The sequence below is a fragment of the Telluria sp. AC161 genome, assembly GCF_979258535.1.
In genome coordinates this window covers 145,411-171,494 of sequence record NZ_OZ409861.1, presented here as the reverse complement: position 1 = coordinate 171,494, position 26,084 = coordinate 145,411, and the positions used below count along the sequence as shown (strand labels likewise).

25 protein-coding genes and 1 riboswitch are annotated in these 26,084 nt (G+C 64.1%); of the genes, 9 read left to right on the top strand and 16 right to left on the bottom strand.

The window, feature by feature from the left end; all coding sequences use genetic code 11:
- The first annotated feature begins 190 nt into the window (after window positions 1–190).
- The 3 genes from ACZ0AJ_RS00780 to ACZ0AJ_RS00770 all read left to right on the top strand — a co-directional run bounded on the left by ACZ0AJ_RS00780 (window position 191) and on the right by ACZ0AJ_RS00770 (window position 2,698).
- Window positions 191–733, top strand: coding sequence for a hypothetical protein (locus tag ACZ0AJ_RS00780; RefSeq protein WP_499453271.1), 543 nt, complete (start codon window positions 191–193; stop codon window positions 731–733).
- A gap of 64 nt (window positions 734–797) precedes the next feature.
- The gene (locus tag ACZ0AJ_RS00775) at window positions 798–1,781 is read left to right on the top strand and encodes a homoserine kinase (protein ID WP_499453269.1); all 984 of its coding nucleotides are present in this window, start codon (window positions 798–800) and stop codon (window positions 1,779–1,781) included.
- Window positions 1,778–2,698 carry a BPSS1780 family membrane protein gene (locus tag ACZ0AJ_RS00770; protein WP_499453267.1) on the top strand — a complete coding sequence of 307 codons (921 nt, stop codon included), beginning with the start codon at window positions 1,778–1,780 and terminating at the stop codon, window positions 2,696–2,698. The genes ACZ0AJ_RS00775 and ACZ0AJ_RS00770 overlap by 4 nt, the downstream gene beginning before the upstream one ends.
- Here the strand turns inward: ACZ0AJ_RS00770 and ACZ0AJ_RS00765 are convergent.
- Together ACZ0AJ_RS00765 and ACZ0AJ_RS00760 are read right to left on the bottom strand one after the other, a co-directional pair.
- Window positions 2,628–4,940: a UvrD-helicase domain-containing protein gene (locus ACZ0AJ_RS00765; protein WP_499453265.1), complete on the bottom strand. Its 2,313-nt coding sequence runs from the start codon at window positions 4,938–4,940 to the stop codon at window positions 2,628–2,630. The genes ACZ0AJ_RS00770 and ACZ0AJ_RS00765 overlap by 71 nt on opposite strands.
- A 72-nt stretch (window positions 4,941–5,012) precedes the next feature.
- Entirely contained in the window at window positions 5,013–5,555 is a 543-nt protein-coding gene (locus ACZ0AJ_RS00760) for a hypothetical protein (protein WP_499453263.1), read from the bottom strand.
- A gap of 134 nt (window positions 5,556–5,689) precedes the next feature.
- On the opposite strand from ACZ0AJ_RS00760, the gene ACZ0AJ_RS00755 reads away from it, so the two are divergent.
- Window positions 5,690–6,235, top strand: a complete 546-nt coding sequence (locus tag ACZ0AJ_RS00755) for an SRPBCC family protein (RefSeq protein ID WP_258836636.1) — start codon at window positions 5,690–5,692, stop codon at window positions 6,233–6,235.
- Between the two features lie 56 nt (window positions 6,236–6,291).
- Here the strand turns inward: ACZ0AJ_RS00755 and hpaR are convergent, their stop codons facing one another.
- The 4 genes from hpaR to ACZ0AJ_RS00735 all read right to left on the bottom strand — a co-directional run bounded on the left by hpaR (window position 6,292) and on the right by ACZ0AJ_RS00735 (window position 9,628).
- On the bottom strand, window positions 6,292–6,780 hold the full coding sequence (hpaR, locus tag ACZ0AJ_RS00750) for a homoprotocatechuate degradation operon regulator HpaR (protein ID WP_183556894.1): 489 nt from the start codon (window positions 6,778–6,780) through the stop codon (window positions 6,292–6,294).
- A 222-nt stretch (window positions 6,781–7,002) separates the two neighbouring features.
- A complete protein-coding gene (locus ACZ0AJ_RS00745; RefSeq protein WP_499453260.1) occupies window positions 7,003–7,848 on the bottom strand; it encodes a hypothetical protein in 846 nt (281 codons plus the stop codon).
- Between the two features lie 211 nt (window positions 7,849–8,059).
- Window positions 8,060–9,166, bottom strand: a complete 1,107-nt coding sequence (locus tag ACZ0AJ_RS00740; RefSeq protein ID WP_183556889.1) for an S-(hydroxymethyl)glutathione dehydrogenase/class III alcohol dehydrogenase — start codon at window positions 9,164–9,166, stop codon at window positions 8,060–8,062.
- 75 nt (window positions 9,167–9,241) lie between these two features.
- On the bottom strand, window positions 9,242–9,628 hold the full coding sequence (locus ACZ0AJ_RS00735; RefSeq protein WP_499453258.1) for a hypothetical protein: 387 nt from the start codon (window positions 9,626–9,628) through the stop codon (window positions 9,242–9,244).
- A 255-nt stretch (window positions 9,629–9,883) separates the two neighbouring features.
- Between ACZ0AJ_RS00735 and ACZ0AJ_RS00730 the strand changes: the two genes are divergently transcribed.
- Entirely contained in the window at window positions 9,884–11,011 is a 1,128-nt protein-coding gene (locus ACZ0AJ_RS00730; RefSeq protein WP_499453256.1) for a metallophosphoesterase, read from the top strand.
- Here ACZ0AJ_RS00730 and ACZ0AJ_RS00725 read toward each other — a convergent pair.
- The 9 genes from ACZ0AJ_RS00725 to ACZ0AJ_RS00685 form a co-directional block, all read right to left on the bottom strand.
- Window positions 11,006–11,530, bottom strand: a complete 525-nt coding sequence (locus tag ACZ0AJ_RS00725; RefSeq protein ID WP_499453254.1) for a GNAT family N-acetyltransferase — start codon at window positions 11,528–11,530, stop codon at window positions 11,006–11,008. The genes ACZ0AJ_RS00730 and ACZ0AJ_RS00725 overlap by 6 nt on opposite strands.
- A gap of 59 nt (window positions 11,531–11,589) precedes the next feature.
- Window positions 11,590–12,303, bottom strand: a complete 714-nt coding sequence (locus tag ACZ0AJ_RS00720) for an ion channel (RefSeq protein ID WP_258836643.1) — start codon at window positions 12,301–12,303, stop codon at window positions 11,590–11,592.
- 38 nt (window positions 12,304–12,341) lie between these two features.
- Window positions 12,342–12,956, bottom strand: a complete 615-nt coding sequence (thiE, locus tag ACZ0AJ_RS00715; protein ID WP_499453251.1) for a thiamine phosphate synthase — start codon at window positions 12,954–12,956, stop codon at window positions 12,342–12,344.
- A 10-nt stretch (window positions 12,957–12,966) separates the two neighbouring features.
- Window positions 12,967–13,710, bottom strand: a complete 744-nt coding sequence (locus ACZ0AJ_RS00710; protein WP_499453249.1) for a bifunctional hydroxymethylpyrimidine kinase/phosphomethylpyrimidine kinase — start codon at window positions 13,708–13,710, stop codon at window positions 12,967–12,969.
- Window positions 13,707–14,552, bottom strand: a complete 846-nt coding sequence (locus ACZ0AJ_RS00705) for a thiazole synthase (protein ID WP_499453247.1) — start codon at window positions 14,550–14,552, stop codon at window positions 13,707–13,709. Before ACZ0AJ_RS00705 ends, ACZ0AJ_RS00710 begins: the two co-directional genes overlap by 4 nt.
- A gap of 56 nt (window positions 14,553–14,608) precedes the next feature.
- Complete coding sequence (thiS, locus tag ACZ0AJ_RS00700) at window positions 14,609–14,812, bottom strand: sulfur carrier protein ThiS (protein WP_183556875.1); 204 nt, start codon at window positions 14,810–14,812, stop codon at window positions 14,609–14,611.
- Window positions 14,813–16,738, bottom strand: coding sequence for a phosphomethylpyrimidine synthase ThiC (gene thiC / locus ACZ0AJ_RS00695; protein ID WP_499453245.1), 1,926 nt, complete (start codon window positions 16,736–16,738; stop codon window positions 14,813–14,815). It abuts the gene before it with no gap.
- Window positions 16,739–16,815: 77 nt separating this feature from the next.
- Window positions 16,816–16,928, bottom strand: a riboswitch (TPP riboswitch).
- 56 nt (window positions 16,929–16,984) lie between these two features.
- Entirely contained in the window at window positions 16,985–17,425 is a 441-nt protein-coding gene (locus tag ACZ0AJ_RS00690) for a hypothetical protein (RefSeq protein WP_499453243.1), read from the bottom strand.
- Complete coding sequence (locus ACZ0AJ_RS00685; protein WP_499453241.1) at window positions 17,422–19,536, bottom strand: hypothetical protein; 2,115 nt, start codon at window positions 19,534–19,536, stop codon at window positions 17,422–17,424. The genes ACZ0AJ_RS00690 and ACZ0AJ_RS00685 overlap by 4 nt, the downstream gene beginning before the upstream one ends.
- A 246-nt stretch (window positions 19,537–19,782) precedes the next feature.
- Here ACZ0AJ_RS00685 and ACZ0AJ_RS00680 point away from each other — a divergent pair, with 246 nt between their 5' ends.
- From ACZ0AJ_RS00680 to ACZ0AJ_RS00665, 4 genes are all read left to right on the top strand, one after another.
- Window positions 19,783–22,581 carry a valine--tRNA ligase gene (locus ACZ0AJ_RS00680; RefSeq protein WP_499453239.1) on the top strand — a complete coding sequence of 933 codons (2,799 nt, stop codon included), beginning with the start codon at window positions 19,783–19,785 and terminating at the stop codon, window positions 22,579–22,581.
- A 242-nt stretch (window positions 22,582–22,823) separates the two neighbouring features.
- A complete protein-coding gene (locus ACZ0AJ_RS00675) occupies window positions 22,824–23,189 on the top strand; it encodes a hypothetical protein (protein WP_499453237.1) in 366 nt (121 codons plus the stop codon).
- A gap of 32 nt (window positions 23,190–23,221) precedes the next feature.
- Entirely contained in the window at window positions 23,222–24,367 is a 1,146-nt protein-coding gene (locus ACZ0AJ_RS00670; protein ID WP_499453235.1) for an acyltransferase family protein, read from the top strand.
- The gene (locus ACZ0AJ_RS00665; protein WP_499453234.1) at window positions 24,367–25,050 is read left to right on the top strand and encodes a transglycosylase domain-containing protein; all 684 of its coding nucleotides are present in this window, start codon (window positions 24,367–24,369) and stop codon (window positions 25,048–25,050) included. Before ACZ0AJ_RS00670 ends, ACZ0AJ_RS00665 begins: the two co-directional genes overlap by 1 nt.
- Here the strand turns inward: ACZ0AJ_RS00665 and ACZ0AJ_RS00660 are convergent, their stop codons facing one another.
- Window positions 25,051–26,076: an MBL fold metallo-hydrolase gene (locus tag ACZ0AJ_RS00660; protein WP_499453233.1), complete on the bottom strand. Its 1,026-nt coding sequence runs from the start codon at window positions 26,074–26,076 to the stop codon at window positions 25,051–25,053.
- Between the last annotated feature and the right edge of the window lie 8 nt (window positions 26,077–26,084).

The window sequence follows — 26,084 nt, the reverse complement described above, 5'->3', positions numbered from 1 at the left end:
GGCGAAAATCAGGTAAGCATGCGGCGTCGAGAGTGGCGCCAGGGTCGCTGCCATTATCGCAGAATCCGCAGGATGAGCAGCGCCCGCTCCAGCGTCTCAATTCCTCGCAGCAATCATGGGATGTGGCACACGTTTCACAGGGAGGCGATACTGTTTGCTACAATGGACTAAACGACATTAGGTGACCATCATGCTGCGCTCGACACCCCGCTTTGCCCTCCTGACGCTGTGCCTGTTCGCCCACGCGGGCCTGGCATCGGCGCAGCCGACCACACCACCGCAAACACAGACCCAGCCGGCGCCACGCGCCACGACGCCAGCCCAGCCAGCCCAGCAGCAGCGCCCAAGCGACGCGCCGCCGCAGCTCGAGCGTATCGAGCCGGGCAGCGACGTGCCGGCCACGACGATCCCGCCGCGCAAAGGCACGGTTATTACCGAGAAACGCGGCAATGATGGCAAGATCAACGAAGTCGAAGTGCAAGCCGGCCCAAGCCGCTACACCATGAAACCCAACGTTGCACCGGGAAATGCCCAACCAGGCGATATCTCGGGCAGCAGCATCCGCGCCCCACAATGGCAAGTGATGGAATTTGATTTTGGCAATCCCAAGAAGCAGAACACCGACGAGCAGCCAGCCGCAGCGGCGCCAGCCCGTGCCGGTGCAGCCGGGACCGTCCCGGCGCGCGCCGACGTGCCGCCGCCACCTGCGCTCGAGCCGACCACCAAACAATGATCCCGCCTGCCGCGTTCGCGCGGCAGTTTCGCGGCCATCGTCCACTTCTCTTTCTTGCTAGCTCATGGCAGTTTTCACCGCGGTCTCGCTGGATGACCTTCACCAGTGGATCAAGCAGTTCCCCCTCGGCCAGGCCGTCGGGCTTGAAGGCATTTCCTCCGGCATCGACAACAGCAATTTCTTCTTGAATACTCAGCACGGTACGCAGTCTGGTCACTACGTGCTGACGATCTTCGAGAACCTGCGCTTCGATCAGCTCCCCTTCTATGTCAACCTGATGCGCCACCTGGCCGGACGCGGCATTCCCGTGCCGGCGCCGGTGCCCAGCAACGATGGCGAGCTGATCGTGAGCCTGCATGGCAAGCCGGCGATCATCGTCAGCCGCCTGAATGGCAGCTCGCAGCTTGCCCCCCAGCCGGTGCATTGCGCCGAAGTGGGCCGCATGCTGGCGCGGATGCATCTGGCGGCGCAGGACTTTACGCTGCAGCAGCCTAACCTGCGCGGTATCGACTGGTGGACGGCAACCGCGCCCGAGGTCGCCCCATTGTTGAGCGAGGCCGAAGCCACGCTGCTGCAGGACGAGGTCGCGTACCAGGCCACATTCGCCGCAAGCGCTTCCTATGCCAACCTGACCCGCGGCCCGGTGCACGCCGACCTGTTTCGCAATAACGTGATGTTCGAGGGCGAGCGCCTGAGCGGCTGCTTCGACTTTTACTTTGCCGGCATCGACACCTGGCTGTACGACGTGGCCGTCACCGTCAACGACTGGTGCGTCGATCTGGCCACGGGCGAGCTGGACGAAGCACGCGTGCGCGCCCTGCTCGACGCTTACCACGCGGTGCGCCCGTTCACCGATGACGAGCGCGACGCCTGGCAACCACTATTGCGCGCAGGCGCACTACGCTTCTGGCTGTCACGCCTGTATGATCTGCACCTTCCCCGCGCGGCCGAGCTGTTGACGCCGCACGACCCCACCCATTTCGAACGTATTCTGCGCGAGCGCATTGCGCACCCCGCGCCGGGCTTGCCCACCACTGTCATTACATGAACAAACTACCTGCATCTACCGGCTGGACCTGGCTCAAAAATGGCGCCCTGCTGTTTCGTCAACAACCGGCCGCGCTGACCACGCTGCTGTTCGCCAATATCCTGGTCAGTATTCTGATCAGCGCCGTGCCGGTGCTGGGCGCGATGGTGGCGGTGGTGTTGATCCCCTCGTTCTCGATGGCGTTCATGATGGCGTGCTCGATGATCGAAAACGGCCAGCGCGTTACCCCGGCCGTGGCGCTGACGGGTTTTCGCAAGCCGGTGCTGCGCGAGCTGTGCAAGGTCGGCATCGTCTACCTGGGCGTCTCGCTGATCCTGACGCTGATCACGCGCTTTGCCGTGCAGCCGGACTTCTGGGAACAGGTGCAGGCCCAGAGCACCAGTGGCACCCCGGCCGTGCTGGCAGGCCAGGACGTGCTGGCGATGTTCCTGATTTTCGCGCTCGACGCGGTGGCGCTGATTTCGCTGTGCTTTGCCGCGCCGCTGACCTACTGGCAGAAAATGCCGCCGTTCAAGGCCGTGTTCTACAGCTTTTTTGCCGTCAAACGCAGCGCCGGCATTTTCATCGTGATGCTGCTGGCGTGGTTCGGCATCTTCTTTACCGTGTGCATGGTCATCGCCGTCATTCTGGGTGGTAGCAGCATCGCGCGCGTCGTGATCATGTGGGTGATCTTTTTGTTCATCCTGCTGCTGCAGTGCGCGCTGTATGTGGGTTACCGCGAGTATCTTCGGCAAGCCACCGGCAGAGCCCGGCAGCAAGGTCAGCCTCGACAAGCAGCGGTAGTCAGGAACGATCAGCAGCAATCAGCAAACACTGGCGGCCATGCCGCCAGTGTTGGCTTTTCCCTTAGCGGCCTACCCGCTCCAGCTTCGCGATCGACAGATCCAGCACCTTCACCCCCGCCGAACCAAAGTTGATCTGGGCCCGCGCCGCGCCGGCGCCGCCCTCGATATTGACGATCACGCCTTCGCCGAACTTGGCGTGGACCACGCTCTCGCCCACGCGCCAGCCGGTGCCGTTGCCCGCCTTTTGCGTGATCTGCTGCGCGATCTTGTTGTCGCTGCCGCCTTCGCGGAACTTGGCGTCGTCCCATGCCGTCGTCGACTTGCGCCCGCCAAACCAGTTGCCCTGCACGCGTGGCGACAGCCACTTGATCGATTCATCGGGCAGTTCGTCGAAGAAGCGCGATTTCATGTTGAAGCGGGTCTGGCCATGCAGCATGCGCTGCTGCGTAAAGCTCATGTACAGACGGCGGCGCGCGCGCGTGATCGCCACGTACATCAGGCGCCGTTCTTCGTCGACACCATCGGCTTCGCGCGCGCTGCTCTCGTGCGGGAACAGGCCTTCTTCGAGGCCCGTGATGAACACGGCATCGAATTCGAGGCCCTTGGCCGAGTGCACCGTCATCAGTTGCAGCGCCTCTTGCCCAGCCTGCGCCTGGGCGTCGCCTGCTTCGAGCGACGCGTGCGACAGGAACGCCGACAGCGGCGACATCACGGTGGGCAGCGGCGCGCCGCCATCGAGGATCTCGATGCCATCCTGATACACGACCGATTCGCCGGCCTGCGCCTGCGCCGGCGGGCCAAGGTGGGCCGGCGCCTGCGTGCCGAACCCTTCTTCTTGTACGAACTGGGTTGCGGCGCTGACCATCTGCTCCAGGTTTTCGATGCGGTCGGCGCCTTCTTTTTCATTGCCGTAGTGCGTCAGCAGCGTACTGCGCTCGAGCACCACGCGCACCAGTTCGGGCAGCGGCAATTGCTGGGTCTCGAAGCGCGCGCCTTCGATCAGTTTGACGAAGTTGCCCAGCACGGTGCCGGCCTTGCCCGTCATGTACGGCACCGCCGCGTACAGCGAAATGCCATAGCTGTCGGCCGCCATCTGCAACTGCTCGATCGAGCGCGCGCCAATGCCCCGCGTGGGAAAGTTCACCACGCGCATGAAGGCCGAATCGTTGTACGGATTGTCCATCAGCTGCAGGTAAGCGATCGCGTGCTTGACCTCGGCGCGCTGGAAGTAGCGCAGGCCGCCGTACACCGTATAGGGAATGCCGGCCGCGAACAGCGCATGCTCGATCACGCGGCTTTGGGCGTTGCTGCGGTACAGGATCGCGATTTCATTGCGGCCCATGCCCTCGTTCATGAGGCTCTTGGATTCTTCGATGATCCACTGCGCTTCTTCGAGATCCGACGAGGCCTCATACACGCGCACCTGCTCGCCCTGACCCGCATCCGTGCGCAGGTTCTTGCCCAGGCGCTTGGCGTTGTTGGCGATCAGGAAGTTGGCGCTGTCGAGGATGTGGCCATGCGAGCGGTAATTCTGCTCGAGCTTGATCAGGTTCTTGACCTGGTAGTCGCGTTCAAACGCCGACATATTGCCGACGTTGGCGCCGCGGAAGGCGTAGATGCTCTGGTCATCGTCGCCGACGGCGAAGATGGCGCCGCCGCCCGATTCGCCCTGCCCCGCCAGCAGCTTGAGCAGATTGTATTGGAGGTCGTTGGTATCCTGAAACTCGTCGACCAGAATGTGACGGAAGCGCATCTGGTAGTGGTGGCGCAGCGGCGTGTTGCGCGACAGCAGCTCATACGAGCGCAGCAGCAGTTCGGCGAAATCGACGACGCCTTCGCGCTGGCATTGCTGATCGTACAGCTCATACAGCTCGACCATGCGGCGCTCGATCGGGTCGTAGGCCTCAACCTGCGACGCGCGCAAGCCCTGGTCTTTTGCGTTGTTGATGAAGTACATCAGCGCCTTGGCCGGGTACTTTTCATCGTCGACGTTGTGCGCCTTGAGCATGCGCTTGATCAGCGAAAGCTGGTCTTGCGAATCGAGAATCTGAAACGTCTGCGGCAGCGCGGCGTCGCGGTAGTGCGTGCGCAGCAGCCGGTTGCACAGGCCGTGGAAGGTGCCGATCCACATGCCCCGCGTGTTGATCGGCAGCATTGACGACAGGCGCGTGAGCATTTCTTTCGCGGCCTTGTTCGTGAACGTCACCGCCATGATGCCAGCGGGCGAGACCTGATTGGTCTGGATCAGCCAGGCAATGCGCGTGGTCAGAACGCGCGTCTTGCCCGAGCCGGCGCCGGCCAGGATCAGGGCGCTTTGCGCCGGCAAGGTGACGGCGGCAAATTGTTCAGGATTCAGGGTGTCGAGTTTCAGCATCCGGCCATTATACCGCCGCCATATACTGTATGCCCATCCAGTTTCGTGGCGTACGCGTCACCACCGGCTGCGTCAAACGTTTTTAATCACCAGTGCCACATTCATCGCATCGTCGGCACGCACGACCACGCATTGGCCAAAATCACTGGTGCGGACTGGCGCAGCCAGAACGTCAGCGCCGCTCATCAGCTTTGTGCTCACAAGCAGTTTTTCGCCATCTTTGAAGCGCGTGATGATGAATTCCAGATGCCATGGCGTGTCGCTGTGGTTGCCAGTGACCGTGACGCGTTCCGTGTTCCAGGCGCGAACTACATGCTTGCTCGACTCGCCGAACAGATCCACGCTGAGCGCCACGTCATAGCCACCGATGCCCAGCATACGGGCGGGCGTGGTGCCCAGCAACGATTGGGCCTGGGCGGCTGTGCTGGTTGCGCCGGCAAGAATGACCGCTGGCAGGGCAAGGCACAGGCGGCGCTGTTTGACGGCAGAAGACATCGGCATAGTACATTCCTTATGGGCGGGCAGCCCGCTGTCATGCCGGGATGGAATCATCGTCCCACTTTCTTGCAAGTATTTCAATGCGGAACGCATGAACTTCGTCATCACGGATTTCATTGAGGAAATCTCATTAACTTCGCATAATTTCTTTCGAAATCCATCCCAACCGCGCGCCCCGCGATCACCTTTTTGGCTTATGTTAAAGCCATCGTTGCGACAATCTCGTGAAAATCTTAACAAGGAGAATGATCATGCTAGGACGCGTAGTGACCATGGCCGCACTGGCCGTCGGCGGTGTCATGCTGTCGAAAAAATTCAAGGGAAACAATGGCTTTGGCGCCAGCTCGGGAATCGTCGAAACCATCGAGATCAATGTGCCGGTGAGCACCGCCTATAACCAGTTCACGCAGTTCGAAGACTTCCCGCAATTCATGAAGAGCGTGAAGGAAATCCGCCAGCTCGACGACACGCACCTGCACTGGCGCGCCAACGTCGCCGGCGAAGAAAAAGAGTGGGATGCCGAGATCACCGAGCAGATCCCGGACAACCGCATCGCGTGGCGCAGCGTCACCGGCGTGAAAAATGGCGGCGTCGTCACCTTCCACAAGATCTCGGACACCGTGACGCGCATCGCGCTGCAGATGGATTACGAGCCCGAAGGCGCGCTGGAAACCCTGGGCGACGCCCTGGGCGCCGTGCGCATGGAAGCGCGCGCCAACCTGGCCAACCTCAAGGAACTGCTCGAACAACGTGGCAGTGAAACCGGCGCCTGGCGCGGCAAGGTCGACCAGCATTGATCGAGCAGCACTGATCGAGCAGCACTGATCGATCCACGCTGGCACAGGCACGCCGGCTACGGCCGGCGGCTGTTGACCGGCTTGATCGACGCCGGCAGTGCGACGCGCTCGACCGGCGTCGTCTGCGCGGCAATAAAACCTTCGAGCGCCAGCGACAGATCGGCCACGACCTGCGCCCCGTAAGCCGCTTCGATCAATTTGTACTGGCGCTCGATGAGCGGCGCGATGTCGTCGATCAGGCGGTCGCCCTTGGGCGCGAGGCGCACCCAGATGCGGCGCTGGTCGGCCGCCACACGCTGGCGCTCGATCAGCCCCAGCTCTTCCATCCGCGACAGCACGCCCGTCATGCTCGGGCTCAGGATCTGGCACAGTTCGCACATTTCCCGTGGTTCCAGTTGCTCATGCTCGTCCAGCACGCGCAGGATACGCCATTGCTGTTCGGTCACACCGAAGTGGTTGAGGATGGGACGGAAGTGCAGCAACAACGACTCTCGCGCCTTCAGAAAGAGCTGGGGAAGATTGCGGTGGGTGATCCGGCGGGCCAAGGAATGCTCCGTAATAGGTGATTCTGTCTCTGGTTCTGCATCGACCGCTGCGCAACGAGCGCCGCAGTCGTGCCTGGCTGACTAATATACTTGCCAGCCCGGTGGATTTCGCTTCACGCAGCCGATTCCATGCGAATTTTTTGTGAACAGATATTACCGCAGCCCCTCCGCAGCACAAAAGAGCGGCTTGATGGCCGCCCTCTTATCATCAACGGGAGCGCATCAACCGGCAACCGGCGCCGGCCGCGCCAGGCCCTTCGCCCGCGCATCGCGGATCAACGCGCGCACTGTCTTGTCGGCGACTTTGCTTTCGCGCTCCATCTCCTTGCCCAGCATGCCCATCTGTTCGCCCAGCACATGCATCGGTTTGCCGGCCTCTTCCATCTGGCGGCCAATTGCCTCCATCGATGCGTGCGACTTGCGTATCTGCGGCGAGTCGTAGGCCTGGCCAATCTGCCGGCCCGCGGCATTCATGCGCGCTCCGGTCGCCGCCATCTCGCGGCTCAGGCGCTCGCGCTCGGCCTGGTCACGTGCCGTTTCCATCTGGCTGCTCAGGCGTTCCATGTGCTGGCTCAGCGCCTGCATGCCGCCATCGATTTCGCGCATGTCGCGCTCGCTCGGCAGGTTGTCCTTGCTGACGGCAACCCGGTCCATCCGGTGCCCCAGCTCGTCCATTTTCTTGCTGTGGACATCCATTTCCTTGCTGTGCACGTCCATGCGGGCACTCAGCCGGTCCAGCGGCGCCCAGGCGGTACGCACTTTGGCCATGATTGCCGCATCCTGGATCACGTAGTCGCGTCCGCCTTCACGGAACCAGATGAACTCGCCGGGAATGGCGCGCTGGGCCGCCTTCACCGCCGGCCAGTCGTCGCTGCTGCCACTGATATTGAAGCTGCCTTCCTTGCCGCGTACCAGCGCGTACGGCTCACCCTGCGTCACGCGCACCGCGCGTTTGGCCTCCTGCGCGCCAGCCTGCATGGGCATGGTCAATGCCAGCGAAGCGGCGCACAGCGCCAGGCCAATGAAAGGAAGCGCCAGTCGGCGTGTGAGCGGTGCAGGATGCGGCATGATGTTCTCCTTGGGCCAGGGACAATGACAACGGGCCGGACGCAGCCGGCGATGACATCACTCTAGCCGCCGCTCCCGCCACGAACCAGCGCGCTGCGACAGGCCGTCGAAATCGCGGCGCAGGCCGTCAATCGAGACTCATAACGACAACGCGGCCCGAAGGCCGCGTTCAATTCATGCATACAACGCAAGCGGCGAGGCCTGCCTTGATTTAATACACGACCACCGAGCGGATCGACTCGCCGGACTTCATGAGGTCGAAGCCTTCGTTGATGCGGTCGAGCGGCAGGTGATGGGTGATCAAGTCATCGATATTGATCTTGTTTTCCATGTACCAGTCGACGATCTTCGGCACGTCGGTGCGCCCGCGCGCGCCGCCGAAGGCCGAGCCTTTCCACTCGCGGCCCGTCACCAGCTGGAACGGACGGGTGGCAATTTCCTGGCCGGCAGCGGCCACGCCGATGATGATCGACTTGCCCCAGCCCTTGTGGCAGCACTCCAGCGCCTGGCGCATCGTGTTCACGTTGCCGATGCACTCGAAGCTGTAGTCGGCGCCGCCATCGGTCAATTGAACAATGGCGTCGACCACGTTCTCGACCTGGGTCGGATTGATGAAATGGGTCATGCCGAACTTGCGCGCCATCGCTTCGCGTTCCGGGTTCAGGTCGACACCGATGATCTTGTCGGCGCCCACCATGCGGGCTGCCTGGATCACGTTCAGGCCGATGCCGCCCAGGCCGAACACGACCACATTCGCGCCCGCCTCGACCTTGGCGGTGAAGATCACGGCGCCGATGCCGGTGGTCACGCCGCAACCGATATAGCAGATCTTGTCGAATGGCGCGTCATTGCGCACCTTCGCCAGGGCGATCTCGGGCACCACGATGTAGTTCGAGAAGGTCGACGTGCCCATGTAGTGATAGATCGGCTGGCCATCGATCGAAAAGCGCGACGTCGCGTCCGGCATCAGGCCGCGACCCTGCGTCGAGCGGATCGCCTGGCACAGATTGGTCTTTTGCGACAGGCAGAATTTGCACTGGCGGCATTCCGGCGTGTACAGCGGGATCACGTGATCGTCTTTACGCAGGCTGGTCACGCCCGGGCCGACGTCCACCACCACGCCCGCGCCTTCATGGCCCAGGATCGACGGGAAGATGCCTTCCGGGTCGGCGCCCGACAGCGTGTAGTAATCGGTATGGCAAATGCCGGTGGCCTTGATCTCAACCAGCACTTCACCGGCCTTCGGGCCTTCGAGTTCCACTTCTTCGATCGTCAGCGGCTGACCCGCTTTCCACGCGATTGCTGCCTTGGTTTTCATGTCATTTTCCCGTTGCTTGAATGGACCCGCGCGCGCAGGCGCGCTGCAAAACGTCATGATAACAAGCTTGCGGCATCAAGGACGCGCGTCCACCAGCAACGCGGGCTGCAGTGCGCGGATACGCCACTCGGTAAAGTAACCGCCGGCCTCGTTGTAGCGCAGGTAAACCCGGCCACACGTCATGCAGCGCGCCACCGTGCAGCGGTTATACGGATAGAAGCGCGGGGCGATGGGGGCGTCCTCACTCTCGTAGCGCGTGCCCGCCGGATGGTATTCGGTGAACGTGGGCTCGTCATACGGATCATCGAGCAAGGTGCCGATGTCTTCAAAGCGGTCGAGTTCCAGCGTCAGCGGCTGCGCCATCCAGGCGTTCAGGGGAACCTCGGTACAGCTGCATGGCATCGTGACTGCCGCCGACGCCTGGGCAAGGTGCATCAACCTGGCGAACTCTATTTTCTGCATGGCCATCCAATCATGATCGGGTCCGTGCCAGGCGCCGTGCCGGCACTGGCGTTTCATCGAAGACTATACCGCGCCCGGTTCATGCTGGCGAGGCGGCCTGTGCTTGATGCCAATCTGGGCTATGCTTACCGGTTGAATTATTCAGGCAGACCGCACGATGCATATTTACCCGACTCATTCCGTGGGCGTCACGACGCCCCCATGCACTCCCCTGGCAACCGCAGGCCGCGTCCCGGCACGAACGGAGCGTAGCTGATGTTTCATCTGATGTTCAGCCTTCCCTGCCTGCTGGTCCTGGTGCGCTGGCTCTGGCCATTGCCGTTGTCCACGAAATCCAAAGTGGCCAGCGCCGTCGTGCTGGTGCTGATATCGCAATACCACCTGTGGTCGCGCCTGTCGTCGGGCAGCGTGTTCTCGCCCGAATTCCCGAAAGGGCTGGTCATCCTGTTCAACTGGGGCTTCGGCGCGATCCTGCTGCTGGCCGTGTTCCAGCTGCTGGTCGATGCCGGCGCCCTGATCGTGATGGCGATCCGGCGCCGCCGCGTGGCGATTGCGCCGCGCCTGCGCTACGGCATCGCCATTGCGGCTGCGCTGCTGGCAGCCCTGGGCGTGAACCAGGCGATCAAGTCGCCGTCACTCGAAGACGTGCTGATCGAGGTGAAGAACCTGCCGCACGAATTCGACGGCTATCAGGTCGTGCATCTGACCGACCTGCACATCAGCCGCCTGTTCGACGCGCCCTGGACACGCAAGGTCGTCGCCGACGCCAATGCGCTGGACGCCGACCTGATCGTCATTACGGGCGACCTCATCGACGGCAATATCGCGCACCGCGAACGCGACGTGGCGCCGCTGCGCGACCTGCGCGCACCGGATGGCGTCTGGGTCATTCCTGGCAACCACGAGTACTTTTTCGGCCACAAGGCGTGGATGGCGTATTTCGCGGGGCTCAACATGACGCCGCTGGACAACAGCCATACCGTTCTCAAGCGCGGCAATGGTCAGCTGGTGCTGGCGGGTGTCAACGACGTGACCGCCCCGCAGACGGGCGCAGCGCCGCCCGACGTCGATGCGGCCTTGCGCGGCGCGCCGGCCGGCGCACCGGTCATCCTGCTCGACCACCAGCCGCGCAATGCGCGCCACGCCGCCAGCCGCGGCGTCGCGCTGCAATTGTCCGGCCACACCCATGGCGGGATGATCGTCGGGCTCGATCAAGTGGTGGCGCGCGCCAACAATGGCTTCGTCTCGGGCCGCTACAACGTCGACGGCATGACGCTGTACCTGAACAACGGCACCGCATTGTGGCCGGGCTTCGCGCTGCGCCTGGGCGTGCCGTCCGAGCTGACCCGGATCACGCTGCGGCGCCAGACAGCACGCTCATGATCCTGCGATGACCAGCCGCATGCGCTGCTCGACCTGATCCGACCCGGGCCGCATTGGCTCTTGCCACCCCGTGGCGACGAAGCCGGCGCGCGTGTACAGGCGCACTGCCCCATTGTTGGCGCAATTGACACCAAGCTGCATGGCAGTGGCGCCGCGCGCGCCCGCCCAGCGCACCGCCTCAGCCAGCAAACCGGCGGCCACGCCCTGCCCGCGCACTTCGGGCGCCACCCACATCTGGAACAGGTTCACGAGGGCCGGGTCGTCGGCGTCGACCTTCGCCCAGGCCAGCCCGACGGGTTGGCCAGCGACATGGGCCACGAGTGGATGGTCGATGCCGGACGTGGCCGCGCGGGCCATGCGCGCCGCCCATTCTTCGCGCGGCCGCGTGGATTCGGCGGCCAGCGTGCTGCCGAAGGCGTCGGGTGCATCTTCCAGCGCGCGCAGGCGGAGCGCGCGGTAGAGCGGCCATGCATCGGGCGTGAAGTTGCGAATCGTGTAGCCTTCAAGTTGATACGCCATGCACGTGCTCCTGTTGGTCGTTGGAGGACGATTCTAGCAAGCAATTCTAGCGTTGTGGCTCAATCCTGTTCCCACTCTTCCAGCTTGCGCTTGCGTGCGCGGCCGACCTCGATCCGGTTGCGCGTCGTGAAGGCGATCAGCCGTGCCACGACCACCGCCAGGTACATCAAACCGACCAGCATCTCGACACTGGCCAGCGCCCGCGCCGGTGGCGTCAGTGGAATCACGTCGCCGATGCCCGTGCTCGAGAGCAGCGCAAAGCTCAGGTAATTGAGTTCGGTCCAGGTACGCGGCGCGCCCGCGTTGACGGCGGCGGCAAAGGTGCCGGGCTGAACTTCCTGCAGCAGGATGTACATGTGCGTGAACGCCCAGGCCAGCAGCGTGAACGTGGCGCCGGCCGCGAACAGCTCGTCGGTCGTGGCCCGCTCGTCTTCCATCATGTAGGCAATCAGGCTGCCGGCCGCGTAGAAGTAGAACAGTGCTTCCAGCCCCGACGACCAGGCCAGCAAGTGGTTGTAGCCGAGCAGGATCTGCGCCAGCAGCAGGACGATGATCGGCACTGCCAGCGCCCAGCTCACGCGCACTTCGCCGGGCGTGCGCCGCACCATGCGGATGGCAAACGCCAGCACCACGATGCCGAAGCAGTTGAACGCCACCTGACCGGCCCGGGTGCCTTCGATGAACGGATAGGACAGCATGCCGAGCAGCTGCACCAGCAGCAGGATGGCGGACGGATGGCGGCGGGTGTGGATGAACAGGCGCGGAGAGATCATGGTGGCAGGACAAAGTCGTAAGTACTGCCATTGTAGGTTCAGCCGGCCGAAAACAGGCTCCCGAATGCGTGCGCGGCCGTGTGCGGGTCGGCCGCCCCGTACACGCTCGTGATCGCAGCGACCATGTCGGCGCCGCGCGCGACCAGGGGCGCGGCGTTGGCTGGCGTCATGCCGCCGATGACGACGAGGGGTAGCGTGAACTCGGCGCGTGCCTGGTCCAAGAGTGTCGGCGGCGTCACGAACGTGTACTTCTTGACCGGAGACGGATAGAAGCCGCCAAAGGCAAGGTAGCTGGCACCGGCGTTGCGCGCGGCGCGTGCCAGCGCCAGGTCGCCGTAGCACGAGGCCCCGACGATCTTGTCCGGGCCCAGCAGCACGCGGGCAGCGGAGATCGCCCCATCCGTATGCCCCAGGTGCACGCCGTCAGCGTCGATCGCCTGGCACAGGTCGAGATGGTCGTTGATGACGAGCGGGCAGCCGTGGCGGCGGCACAACGCCAGCAGCGCCGTCGCCTGCTCGAGCCGCAAGCGCGCGTCTGCCTCCTTGTGCCGGTATTGCAGCAACGCGGCGCCGGCGCGCAGTGCGGCGTCGGTGGCGGCCAGCAGCCGGTCGGTGTCGTTCCAGTTGGGTGTGACGAGATACAGGCCTTGCATGGAGGCTCCTTCAATGGGGTTGAGGCAGGCGGCGCGGGATGCGCTGCCCCGGCGCGACTGCGAACGATTGCGCCAGCGTGGCGTGCGTGTAGGCCTGGGCGCGCTCGAGGGCGATGGCCATCGACTCGCCCAGCGCCAGGCGCGCCGCCAGTGCGGCAGCCAGCGTGCAGCCGCTGCCGTGGTAGGTGTCTAGCAGGCGCGGCCAGTGCCACTCGCGCAACACCTGACCGTCCTGCAGCCAGCGGTTGATCACCGTGTCGCCCGGCGCATGGCCGCCCGTGACGAGCATCTGCAGGGTGCCTGGCATGTCCAGCGCGGCGCGCTCCGGCAAATTGGGCAGCACGATCGTCGCCAGTGTCAGCAAATCGGACAGGGCGGCCATGGCGCTGCCCGGTCCCAGCGCATCGCCATGGCCGCTGGCCAGCACCGGGTCGAGCACCACCGGCAGATCCGGTCGCCGTGCACGCAGGTTACGAATGATGGCCGCGATTGCCGCGGCATTGGCCGCGTTGCCGGGGATGCCCAGCTTGACGGCGCGGATATCGAAGGCCGCAACCAGTGGCGCGGCCTGACGCGTGACCAGGCCGGCGTCGACCGGGTGCGCTTCGAACACGCGGTTATTGTCCTGGCAGGTCAGCGCCGTGGCCACCGGCAGCGCGTGAGCGCCCTGCGCAGCAATGGCCAGGATGTCGGCTGCCAGGCCCGCGCCGCCGCCGGGGTCGAGCCCGGCGAAGACCAGCACGCACGGTGTCATGCGGCGAGGTTACCCGTGACGTTGCTCGTGACGTCGCCCGTGATTTTGCCGTCGACCGGCGACGACGGCGAGGCCGCGAAACGCTTCGGCATGCGCCCCGCCAGGTACGCGTCGCGCCCGGCCAGCACCGCATGCTTCATCGCGCGCGCCATGCGCACCGGATCGCGCGCGCCGGCGATCGCGGTGTTCATCAGCACGCCGTCGCAGCCGAGTTCCATCGCAATTGCCGCATCCGATGCCGTGCCCACACCGGCGTCGACCAGCACCGGCACCGTGGCCTGCTCGATGATCAGCGACAGGTTCCACGGGTTGAGGATGCCCATCCCCGAGCCGATCAGCGACGCCAGCGGCATCACGGCCACACAGCCGATCTCCTGCAGGATGCGGGCCTGGATCGGATCGTCGCTGCAATAGACCATCACGTCGAAGCCGTCGCGCACCAGCGTTTCGGCCGCCTTGAGCGTTTCGGGCATGTGCGGGAACAGCGTCGTGGCGTCGCCCAGCACTTCGAGCTTGACGAGGTTGCGCCCGCCCAGCAGCTCGCGCGCCATCTGCAGCGTGTAGACCGCGTCCTTCGCATTGAAGCAGCCGGCCGTGTTGGGCAGGATCGTGAAGTCGGACGGCGGCAGCACGTCGAGCAGGCTGGGGGCGCTCGGATCCTGGCCGATGTTGACACGGCGGATCGCCACCGTGATGATCTCGGCGGCGGCCGCCAGCGTGGCCTCGCGCGTTTGCGCCAGGTCGCGGTATTTGCCGCTGCCTACCAGCAGGCGCGAGTGGTAGGCGCGCCCGGCGATGGTGAGTACGTCTGGCTGTACTTCATGCTGTACATCTGGTTGCATGTCTGGTTGCATGCGTTGCTGCCTGAGTTGGTTCATGACATTCATCCTGTTCTCCTTTAGCCGCCACCGATGGCGCGCACGATATCGACCCGGTCCTGCGCCTGCAGGCGGCGCGTCGGCCACTGCTGGCGCGGAACCACCTCGCGATTGACGGCCAGCGCCATCCCCTGCCCGCTCAGGTCCAGCTGTTCGAGCAGCCCAGCGAGTGTCTGGCCCGGCGGCACGCCGCACGGCGCGCCATTGACTTCGATGGATGTCATTCAGACCTCCCGGTACAGCCGGGCGCCGTCGCGCACGAACTCGATCGCTTTTTCCTGCATCCCCTGCTGCAGGGCCTTCTCGCCCTGGACACCATTGGCGGCAGCGTAGGCGCGCACTTCCTGCGTGATCTTCATCGAGCAGAAATGCGGACCGCACATCGAGCAGAAATGGGCCACCTTGGCCGAATCCTTGGGCAGCGTCTCGTCGTGGAATTCGCGCGCCTTGTCAGGATCCAGGCCCAGGTTGAACTGGTCGTCCCAGCGGAATTCGAAGCGCGCCTTCGACAGTGCGTTGTCGCGCAGCTGCGCGCCCGGATGGCCCTTGGCCAGGTCGGCCGCATGCGCGGCGATCTTGTACGTGATGATGCCGTCCTTGACGTCCTGCTTGTCGGGCAGGCCCAGGTGCTCCTTGGGCGTTACATAGCACAGCATCGCCGTGCCGTACCAGCCAATGGTGGCCGCGCCGATGCCGGACGTGATGTGATCGTACCCGGGTGCGATATCGGTCGTGAGCGGCCCGAGCGTGTAGAACGGCGCTTCATGGCACTGCTCGAGCTGCAGGTCCATGTTCTCCTTGATCAGGTGCAGCGGCACGTGGCCGGGGCCTTCGATGATCGTCTGCACGTCGTGCTTCCACGCAATCTGCGTGAGTTCGCCCAGCGTTTTCAGTTCGGCCAGCTGCGCTTCGTCGTTGGCGTCGTAGATCGAGCCGGGCCGCAGGCCGTCGCCCAGGCTGAACGTCACGTCGTACGCCTTCATGATGGCGCAGATGTCTTCGAAGTGGGTGTACAGGAACGATTCGCGGTGGTGCGCCAGGCACCACTTGGCCATGATCGAGCCGCCGCGCGAGACGATGCCCGTCAGGCGATTGGCCGTCATCGGCACGTAGCGCAGCAACACGCCGGCGTGGATCGTGAAGTAGTCGACGCCCTGCTCGGCCTGTTCGATCAGCGTGTCGCGGAAGATCTCCCAGGTCAGGTCCTCGGCCTTGCCATTGACCTTTTCCAGCGCCTGGTAGATCGGCACCGTGCCGATCGGGACCGGGCTGTTACGCAGGATCCATTCGCGCGTTTCGTGGATGTGCTTGCCGGTGGACAGATCCATCACCGTGTCGGCGCCCCAGCGGATCGCCCAGGTCATCTTTTCGACTTCCTCGCCAATCGACGAGGTCACGGCCGAATTGCCGATATTGGCATTGACCTTGACCAGGAAATTGCGGCCGATGATCATCGGCTCGATTTCAGGGTGGTTGATATTGAGCGGGATGACGGCGCGCCCGCGCGCGACTTCGGAGCGTACGAATTCCGGCGTGATTTCAGCGGGGATGCTGGCGCCGAACGACTGGCCCGGATGCTGGCGGCCCATCAGGTCGGCGACCCGCTTGCCCATCGGGCCGGACGCATGCAGCGACGCGATGTATTCCTTGCGCTGCATGTTTTCGCGCAGCGCGATGAATTCCATTTCGGGCGTGATGATGCCCTGGCGCGCGTAGTGCATCTGCGTGACATTCGCGCCACTCCTGGCGCGACGGGGCGCGCGCTGCAGGTCGAAGCGCAGCGCGCTCAAGGCCGGATCGTTCAGCCGCTGCTGGCCATACTGCGACGATGGCCCGGCCAGTTGCTCGGTGTCGCCGCGCCCGTCGATCCACGGTTGACGCATTGGCGCCAGGCCGCTGCGGATATCGATCGCGGTGGCCGGTTCGGTGTACGGCCCGGACGTGTCGTAGACGAACAGCGGCGGATTGGGTTCGCCGCCAAAACTGTCGGACGTGGCCGACTGGCTGATCGCGCGCATCGGCACGCGGATATCGGGCCGGCTGCCTTCGATGTAGACCTTGCGGGAATTGGGTAGCGATGCGATGGCTGCCTGGTCCACCGTGGCGGTGGCGGCATCGAACAGTTGCGAAGACTTCGGCGGTGCGTTCATGTGGCTCCCTTGCGTGCATGAGAGCCAGCAAAGGAGTTACCGGGTGCGGCAAGGTCGGGCGCAAAACTGCGCACGGCCGCACGAATCGGCTGCTTCCCTTCGCTGGCATTATCCAGATCAGGTTCGGAGGGTATTTCTCACCCACGCATCGTTGTAAAAGCAACGACGCGCAGGACCCCTAGCGTTTGCTGCCAGTGATGGCAGCGGGTGGATTATAGCCGAACAACTATTGAATGGGCCTCATGGTTACAACATCGGCGGCTCGGCCGGCAATGGCAGCAAATGCAAAGCGCCGTCGATGAAACGCACTTCGACGAACGGCGTCTGCGCCGGCTCGACCGCCCGGCGCACCGTCGGCCCGCCCTGCACCGCCACCTCGAGCTGCACGCTGGGGCCGTCGACCGCCACATCGAACGAATCCGCACGCGAAATCGTCAGGTCGGTACTCACGTTCGGCCGGTCATAGACCTGCTTGCCGTCGACCCGCACGCTGACCGTATTGTCTTGAAACCCCTCGCCCAACCTCACGCGTAACGTCATCGCTTGCCTCGCCTTTCCATTGACTGCAACAGGTTTGCCGGACAAGCCGCCTGAACGGCAGGCTTGTCCGGAACAGAGTAACGCCAGCACGACCAGCCCGACCAGCCCGATTGCCCGGCGCAGCCCCTGCGGTTCAGCATGGATCATGCCTTGCGGTGCGGCCGCGTGCCCGGCCCGGTCGCACCAGTCGCCGCAGTACCATCCTGGATCGTGGCCAGGCAGGTGAGCAACTCGCCCTGGGACACCGGATCGAGTACCTTGCACTGGGCAGCGCTCGAGAGCAGTGCAACGCTCTCGTCGAGACGCGCTGCGCGCACGAACAGCGGCTTGCCCTCGCCCGCGTTCACTGTCTTGAACGCGCGGGCGGCATTGACGCCCTTGACCATGCGCACATAGGCGGCCATCGGATGCATGTCGAAGCGGTCGAGGACCTCGTCGAAGGCGGCATTACCCGAGCGCAGCGTTTCGTTGTCCGACCCCTGCAGGTACAACAGCGCGCCCTGATCCTCGCCCATGAACAGGTCGGCCAGCACGTTGTCGTCAGTGCTGACCGGATAGCGCACGCGCACCGTCAGGATATCGGACAGCACTTGCGATCCGTCGAGCGCCGCATACGCGGCCCGCACCCGGTACTGGCCCGGCTGGTCAAAATAGAAACCGTCCTTGCCATAGCCGATATAGGCGCTGTCCTGGACCGGATTGTCCACCCCGAGCATCGTCTGGCGCTCGCCCACCAGGTGGTCGATCATCGGCTCGTAGGCGCAGAGGCGGCCGCCAGGTTGTTCGATGATGACCTTCACCAGCCCATAGTTCGGATGCAGCCACGTATGGGCGCGGCGCCCGCGCGTATCGGTCGCGCGCAGCTTGAGCTGGAGCACCACCGGCTCGCCCAGCGCGAAGCTGCGCTGGTGGGTCGAGATATCGAGCACCAGGCCGGATTCGTCCGAGATCGGATCGGCCATCACGTCACGGCCAAGCGAGGCGCCGCTCGTGAAGCTGTTGCCGCCCATGATGACGTCGTTGCGGAAACCGTGACGCAGGTGGATCAGCTCTTCGTCGTCGAAGCGGAAGTCGAAGCTGCTCCAGAAGCCGGGTGCGCCGCCATTCGGGTAGTACCACGGGTAGTTCATCCACGACAGCGCTTCGGGACGGTTCGGTTTGGGAGGATTGGCATACGATTTCTGCCACGAGTGCATCAGGTTGAAGCAATGCCCCAGTTCGTGCACGTAGGTGTAGAGCTGCAGCCGGTGTTGCTCGGCCGTGGCACCGCCGATCCCGGCGTGAAACACGGCGCAGCCCTGGCGCTGCTTGCCCTGCTGGTCGAACATGATGCCGTACAGGCCCGTGCCCAGGTCATGCTGCTGCGCCACCAGCTGCCAGACGCACCACTGCTGCAGGTCGCCCCACAGGGAAAAATGCTGCTGCATCGACGCGTGCAGCTCGGCATTGCTCCAGGTGGCATCCGCCCCGGCCGCGCTGACATCGATGACATTGTTGCCGGCGGTGGGCACCATGCCGATGCCCGCTTCACCAAAGGCGCTGACCACATTGACCGTGCGGGCGCTGCCGCCCGAAGGCAGTGAGCCCGTGTTGTAGCTCGAAAACGGCGTGGTCTTCACGTCGGACACGCTGTCGGTTTCAATACGCACCGTGCGGAAATGCAGTGACGAGAACGGGCAATGGTAGGACGCCCCCGGCGTATTGTTAACTGTGAAGAACTGCAGCGTGGCCGCGGCCTGTGGCTGGAAGATGTTGACGCGCGGGATCGTGACTTGTATTACCGGCGCCCCGGCCGAGAACGTGAAGCGGCCCATGCCCTTGACGACGATGCGGGTGGTCGACACTGTGACGGTCGGGCTGTCGACCACGAACGAGCCGAAGTACGACTTGGTCTTGCCGCTGGTCTGGTAAAAGTCGCCGCTGACCCGGCGCATCGGCCGGTTGCGATCAACGTCGACCCGCAGATCGAGCTGGAAGCTGCCCAGCGAGCTGGCGTAGCAACCGCTGACTGCCTTCTTGATGGCCGGTATGGACGGGATGGGCAGCGAGGGGATCGGCAAGGGCACCTGCGGGGCAGGCGCGATGCCCGGCCCCGCAGCAATCCCGGGCGCAGCGCCGGTGGGCCCGGTGTCGTACGGCTCGGGAATCCCCAGGTCGCCATTGGACAGCCCGGATACTTCTTCATAGGTCATCACGCCGGTGTCGCCGATGGCGTCTTCGTTTGCATTATCGATCCCGGTTGGGTCGAGTTGTGACATGGTGTTCTCCTCATGGTCAAAAAGCCCTCGTTCGACCAGTGGAGTGGGGGTGATGGTTCGTCGAGGCTGCAGATATTCAGAGGAATCACTTGCACATTTGGAGGTAGATCAAGGAGCCCGGTCAAACAAAGAAGGATTCAAACGAGCTGGACAACGACTGGCAATTCAGCGACGTTGCCAGGATAGGCTGGCGCTGGAAGGTGACCTATAATGGTTTCTTTCGCAAAATTCACACACGACCACATCATGGAATTAGCCAAGTCTTTCGAGCCAGCCGATATTGAACAGTTCTGGCGCGCCGAGTGGGAACAGCGCGGCTACTTTGCCGCGACCATGGACGAGGGCAAGCCCTCCTTCAGCACCCAGCTGCCGCCGCCGAACGTCACCGGTACCCTGCACATGGGCCACGCGTTCAACCAGACGATCATGGATGGCCTGACGCGCTACTACCGCATGCGCGGCTACAACACCGCATGGGTTCCGGGCACCGACCACGCCGGCATTGCCACCCAGATCGTCGTCGAGCGCCAGCTGGACGCGCAAAAGATCTCGCGCCATGACCTGGGCCGCGACGCGTTCCTCGAAAAAGTCTGGGAGTGGAAGGAAAAATCGGGCAGCACGATCACCGGCCAGATGCGCCGCCTGGGCACGTCGCCCGACTGGCAGCGCGAATACTTCACGATGGACGAGCCGCGCTCGAAATCGGTCGTCGAAGTCTTCGTGCGCCTGTACGAGCAGGGCCTGATCTACCGCGGCAAGCGCCTGGTCAACTGGGACCCGGTGCTGGGCACGGCCGTGTCCGACCTCGAAGTCGACTCGCAGGAAGAAGACGGCTTCATGTGGTACATCCAGTACCCGCTCACCGACGGCAGCGGCCACCTGACGGTCGCCACCACGCGCCCTGAAACGATGCTGGGCGACGTCGCCGTCGCGGTCGACCCGACCGATGAGCGCTACCTGCATTTGCATGGCAAGACGCTGACGCTCCCGTTGACCGGCCGCGAAATCCCGATCATCGCCGACAGCTACGTCGACAAGGAATTCGGCACCGGCTGCGTGAAGATTACGCCGGCCCACGACTTCAACGATTACGCGGTCGGCCAGCGCGCCGGCCTCGCGCCGATCAGCATCTTCACGCTCGACGCCAGGATCAACGAAAACGGCCCGGCCCAGTACCAGGGGCTGGACCGCTTCGCCGCGCGCAAGCAGATCGTCGCCGATCTCGAAGCGCTGGGGCTGATGGAACAGATCAAGCCGCACAAGCTGATGGTCCCGCGAGGCGACCGTACCAACGTCGTGATCGAGCCGATGCTCACCGACCAGTGGTTCGTCGCGATGACCAAGCCGGCGCCGGAAGGCACGTTCAATCCGGGCAAGTCGATCACCGACGTAGCGCTGGAAAAAGTCGCCAGCGGCGAGATCAAGTTCGTGCCCGACAACTGGAGCACGACCTACAACCAGTGGCTGGGCAACATCCAGGACTGGTGCATCTCGCGCCAGCTGTGGTGGGGCCACCGCATCCCGGCCTGGTTCGCCGAAGACGGCCAGATCGTCGTCGCGCGCGATGAAGCCGAGGCGCAGGCCAAGGCCGCAGCTGCCGGCATCACGGGCGCCCTGCGCCGCGACGACGACGTGCTCGACACGTGGTTCTCGTCGGCGCTGGTGCCCTTCTCGACCATGGGCTGGCCCGAAGAAACGCCCGATATGAAACTGTTCCTGCCGTCGTCGGTGCTGGTCACTGGCTTCGACATCATCTTCTTCTGGGTGGCGCGCATGGTCATGATGACCGCGCACTTCACCGGCAAGGTGCCGTTCGAGACCGTCTACGTGCACGGCCTGGTGCGCGATTCGCAAGGCCAGAAGATGTCGAAGTCGAAGGGCAACACGCTCGACCCGATCGACCTGATCGACGGCATCGACGTCGAGACGCTGGTGGCCAAGCGCACCACGGGCCTGATGGACCCGCGCGCCGCCGAGAAAATCGGCAAGGCCACGCGCCGCGAATTCCCGGACGGGATCCCGGCCTTCGGCACCGACGCCGTGCGCTTCACGATGGCAAGCTACGCGTCGCTGGGCCGCAACATCAACTTCGACCTGGGCCGCGCCGAAGGCTACCGCAACTTCTGCAACAAGCTGTGGAACGCGACCCGCTTCGTGATGATGAACACCGAAGGCAAGGATTGCGGCGCGCCGGCACCGGAAGATTTGTCGCAGGCCGATCGCTGGATCATCTCGCTGATGAACCGCGTCGAGCAGGATGTCGCCAAAGGTTTTGCCGACTACCGCTTCGACAATATCGCGAACAGCATCTACAAGTTCGTCTGGGACGAATACTGCGACTGGTACCTTGAAGTGTCGAAAGTCCAGGTCCAGCAAGGCACCGAAGCGCAGCAACGCGCGACGCGCCACACGCTGCTGCGCGTGCTGGAAGTGATCCTGCGCCTGGCGCATCCGATCATCCCGTTCGTGACCGAGGCACTGTGGCAAAGCATCGCCCCTCTTAGCGGCAAGACCGGCCCGACGATCATGCTGCAACCGTATCCGCAAGCCGATGCGACGCAGATCGACGAAGGCGCCGAAGCCTGGATGGAGCAACTCAAGGCGCTGGTGGACGCCACCCGCAACCTGCGCGGCGAGATGTCGCTGGCGCCGTCGCTGCGCGTGCCGCTGATCGTCGAACCATCGAGCGACGCCGGGCGCGCTGACATGGCGGTGTTCGCACCGTACATCCAGCTGCTGGGCAAACTGGCCGAAGTACAGATCGTCGACGCACTGCCGGAATCGCCAGCGGCCGTGTCGATCGTCGGCACCACCAAGCTGATGCTCAAGGTCGAGATCGACGTCGCCGCCGAACGCGAGCGCCTGTCGAAAGAGATCGCGCGCGTGGCCGGCGAAATCGCCAAGGCCAACGGCAAGCTGTCGAACGAGAGCTTCGTCGCGCGCGCCCCGGCCGCCGTCGTGGCGCAGGAGCAAGAACGCGTGGCAAACTTCTCGGCCACGCTCAGCAAGATGCAGGAACAGCTGGAAAAGCTGGCAGCGGCGTAAGCAGCCAGTACCCGAAGAAAACGCGGCCTCGGCCGCGTTTTTTGTTTCTGCCCCGCTCGCTTTAATCCTTGTCGTCAGCACAGCCGCAGCCGGGGTCAGGTCTGACATTCGGACACGACCTCAGCCCTAACTACTTGCAATGGCTTCTTGCCCGGCATTAGCATGACCCGGTGTAAGCTGGTTCCGACTACCCAATTGTCGAGTTCGTGTCCGAATGTCAGACCTGACCCTGGCTTTTAGTCGTGGACCGCAACGCCGGTCAATGCAGGGGCGACCGCGCGTGGCGTCGAATCAGAAGGCAAGGCCACGATCGACCGGCTGGCGGCACGAGCGGGCGCATCGACGTCGGCGGCAGCTATACCCACACCAGCCGCGTTGTCAGCCGCAGCAGCGCATCGATCGTCGATGCAGACAGCATGAAACGCCAGCTTGACCTTTACACACTGTGGAAGCGTGATGCAAGATCGCGCCTGCGGCTGTCGGTCTCGGACCTGCTGCAGCAAGACCTTCTCGAACGGCGCACGTTCGAAGGCAACGCGCCGTTGCTGCGCGCAACGACATATCGGGTGCGCGCAACCTGGCGCCTGGTCTGGGAACGCACCCTGTAGACGATGGCAGCAATCACCCTGGAAAGCACCGCATGACGACTTCCCTTCCCCACTGGCACGCCGCGCGGCGCAACGTCGGCATCGATTGCCTGCGTGGCCTGGCGATCCTGCTCGTGATCGTGCACCATCTGGCCTTGCCGTTTCGCCTGCCGCTGGGTCCAAGCCTGCTTGGCCAGTGGCTGCCCAAGCGACTGATCGACGCCATCAGCTTCAACGGCTACGAAGCAGTCTTCATCTTCTTCACGTTGTCGGGCTTTCTGATCACGATGCGTATCATCGAATGCGATGGCGACATTGGACGGGTCGACCTGCGCCGCTTCTACCGCGCCCGCGCGCGGCGCATCCTGCCCCTGCTCGGCCTGGCCCTGACGCTGCTCTCGCTGCTGGCCGTGTGCCAGGTGCCGGGATTCATGCCAGAGACCGACCGCCACTCGCTGGCCGGCTTGCTCGGTTCGGCGCTGACGTTCACGTTCAACTGGTACGAAGGCCGCACTGGCTGGGCGCCGGCGGGCTGGGATGTCCTGTGGTCGCTGTCGATCGAAGAAGTGTTCTACGTGGGCTTTCCGCTGCTGTGCCTGTGGCTGCCGCGCCGCATCCTGATCGGCATGCTGGTCGTGCTGGCGCTGGGACTGCAACCGTTGCGCGCGCTGGTGCCGATGAGCGATGAGGTCTGGTGGGAAAAAGCATACCTGCCCGGAATGGCGGCGCTGGCCTGGGGCGTGCTCGCTGCACTGCTGACGCGCCGGTGGCAGCCAGGCAAGCGAGGGGCCCGCATCATGGGTCTGACTGGTGCGTTGTGTCTCGTGCTGGTATTGGGTTGGTCGGACGTGGTCTACCGTCATCTGTTCAAGTCGAACCTATATGTGATTTGCGTCGGCGCCTGCCTGCTGCTGCTGGCCTTTCACGCGCAGCCACCTGCGCCGCGCCGTGGTCTGGGATGGCTGGCGCGCATGGGAAGCCTCAGTTATGAGCTGTACCTGTTCCACATGTTCATCGTGCTTGCCACCGCGGGCCTGTACCGCGCGCTGATGGGCAATGTGCAAACCTGGACCTTCGTCGTCTACGTGCCGGTGCTGCTGTGCTGTTACGCGCTGGCGCGCCTGCTCGAACACGGCGCCATGCATCTGGGTTTGCAGCGCAGACCATCCGTGGGCCAGGCGCCCGTCAAAGGCGTGTGATGCGACGACGAACCCGTTGGCTGTCGATCCTGCCCGCGATGGTGGCGGGCTATCTGCTCCTTGTCGTCATCTGGGCCTGGGCCACCTTTGACACTGTCACTGCGCACATGCCTGCAATCGCTGACGCGCCCCTGTCCGCGCGGCAGACGCAGATCCTGCTGCGCGTCGAAGATCCTGCCTTCTTCGTACACCACGGCGTGAGCCTGACCAGCGGCCAGGGCTTTGCGACGATCTCGGGCGCGGTCGCGCGCGACCTCTACCTGGAAGGTGCGGACCTGGGCGGGGCTGGCGGCGCGTTGCAGGCCCTGTACCGCGGCGTCTTCGCATGCTGCAAACGGATCGATCTGGGCCGTGATGCGATGGCCGTGGTGCTCGACGCCAGGCTGTCCAAGGCGCGACAACTGGCGCTGTACACCACCCATGTCTATTTGGGAACGCACAACGGCAGGCAGATCATGGGCTTGTCAGCGGCGTCCCGGAATTATCTCGGCAAGTCGCTGGAACAGACCAGCGAAGAAGAATTCATTGGCCTGGTTGCCATGATCAAGGCGCCCAACACGTACCATCCTGTCAGGCAGCCCGCAGCGCATGCGGCGCGCGTGGCACGGGTGCGTGCGCTGGTGCAGGGCACGTGCAAAGCGCAAAGCTGGTTCGATACAACACTGGCGCACTGCGGCGCGTGATCACTTGAGGCCATGCCACCAGCGCCCGCCGGCATGCGGCTGCGTCAGGCTCAGTGCTTCGCCCATCTCCGGCGTGGTCAGCTTGATGCCCCGATCATCAGCCAGCGTCTCGATCCGGTCGAGCGGCTCCTGCCAGCGGTGCAGCGCCAGGTCGAACGTCCCGTTGTGCATCGGCAGCAGCCAGGCTGCGTTCAGGTCGACAAATGCCTGCAGCGTTTCTTCCGGCTGCATGTGGATGTCCGGCCAGAGCTTGTCGTAGGCGCCGGTTTCGATCAGCGCCATGTCGAATGGTCCGTACCTGGCGCCGATCTCCTTGAAGCCCTTGAAATAGCCAGTGTCCCCGCTGAAGAACAAGCGCAGGTCATCGTGCCGGATCACCCATGACGCCCACAGCGTCGAGTTGCCGTCGAGCGGCCCGCGCCCCGAGAAGTGCTGGGCCGGCGTCGCCACGAAGTGCACGCCGTCGATCTCGGCGTCCTGCCACCAGTCGAACTGGCGCACTTTGGCGCGATCGATGCCCCAGTCGACCAGCCGGTCGCCCACGCCCAGCGGCGTGAGAAACACCGACGTCTTTGCCGCCAGCGCCATGATCGCCGCGTAGTCGAGATGATCGTAATGGTCGTGCGACAGGATGATCGCCTTGATGGGCGGCAGTTCGTCGATCGAGATGGGCGGCGCATGAAAGCGCGCCGGGCCGAACCACTGCACGGGCGATGCACGCTGCGAGAACACGGGGTCGGTCAGGTAGAACTCACCGGCGAGCTTGATCAGCATCGTCGAGTGACCGAGGCGGTACAGCGTGTTGTCGGGCGCCGCCAGCAGGGCCGCCCGGGTCAGCGGCTGCACCGGCACTGCCTGCTGGGGCGTGGTCCCGGCCGGCTTGTCGAACAGGAAAGCCCACCACAGCTTGGCAATGCCGCCGGCACCCAGCTTGTGCATGGCGACCGGATTGCGGTATTTGCCGTCATGGTATTGCGGCGAGACTGACTGGGTCGTCGTGGCCGAGACAGAGGTGCAGATTGCCATGGTAGCGA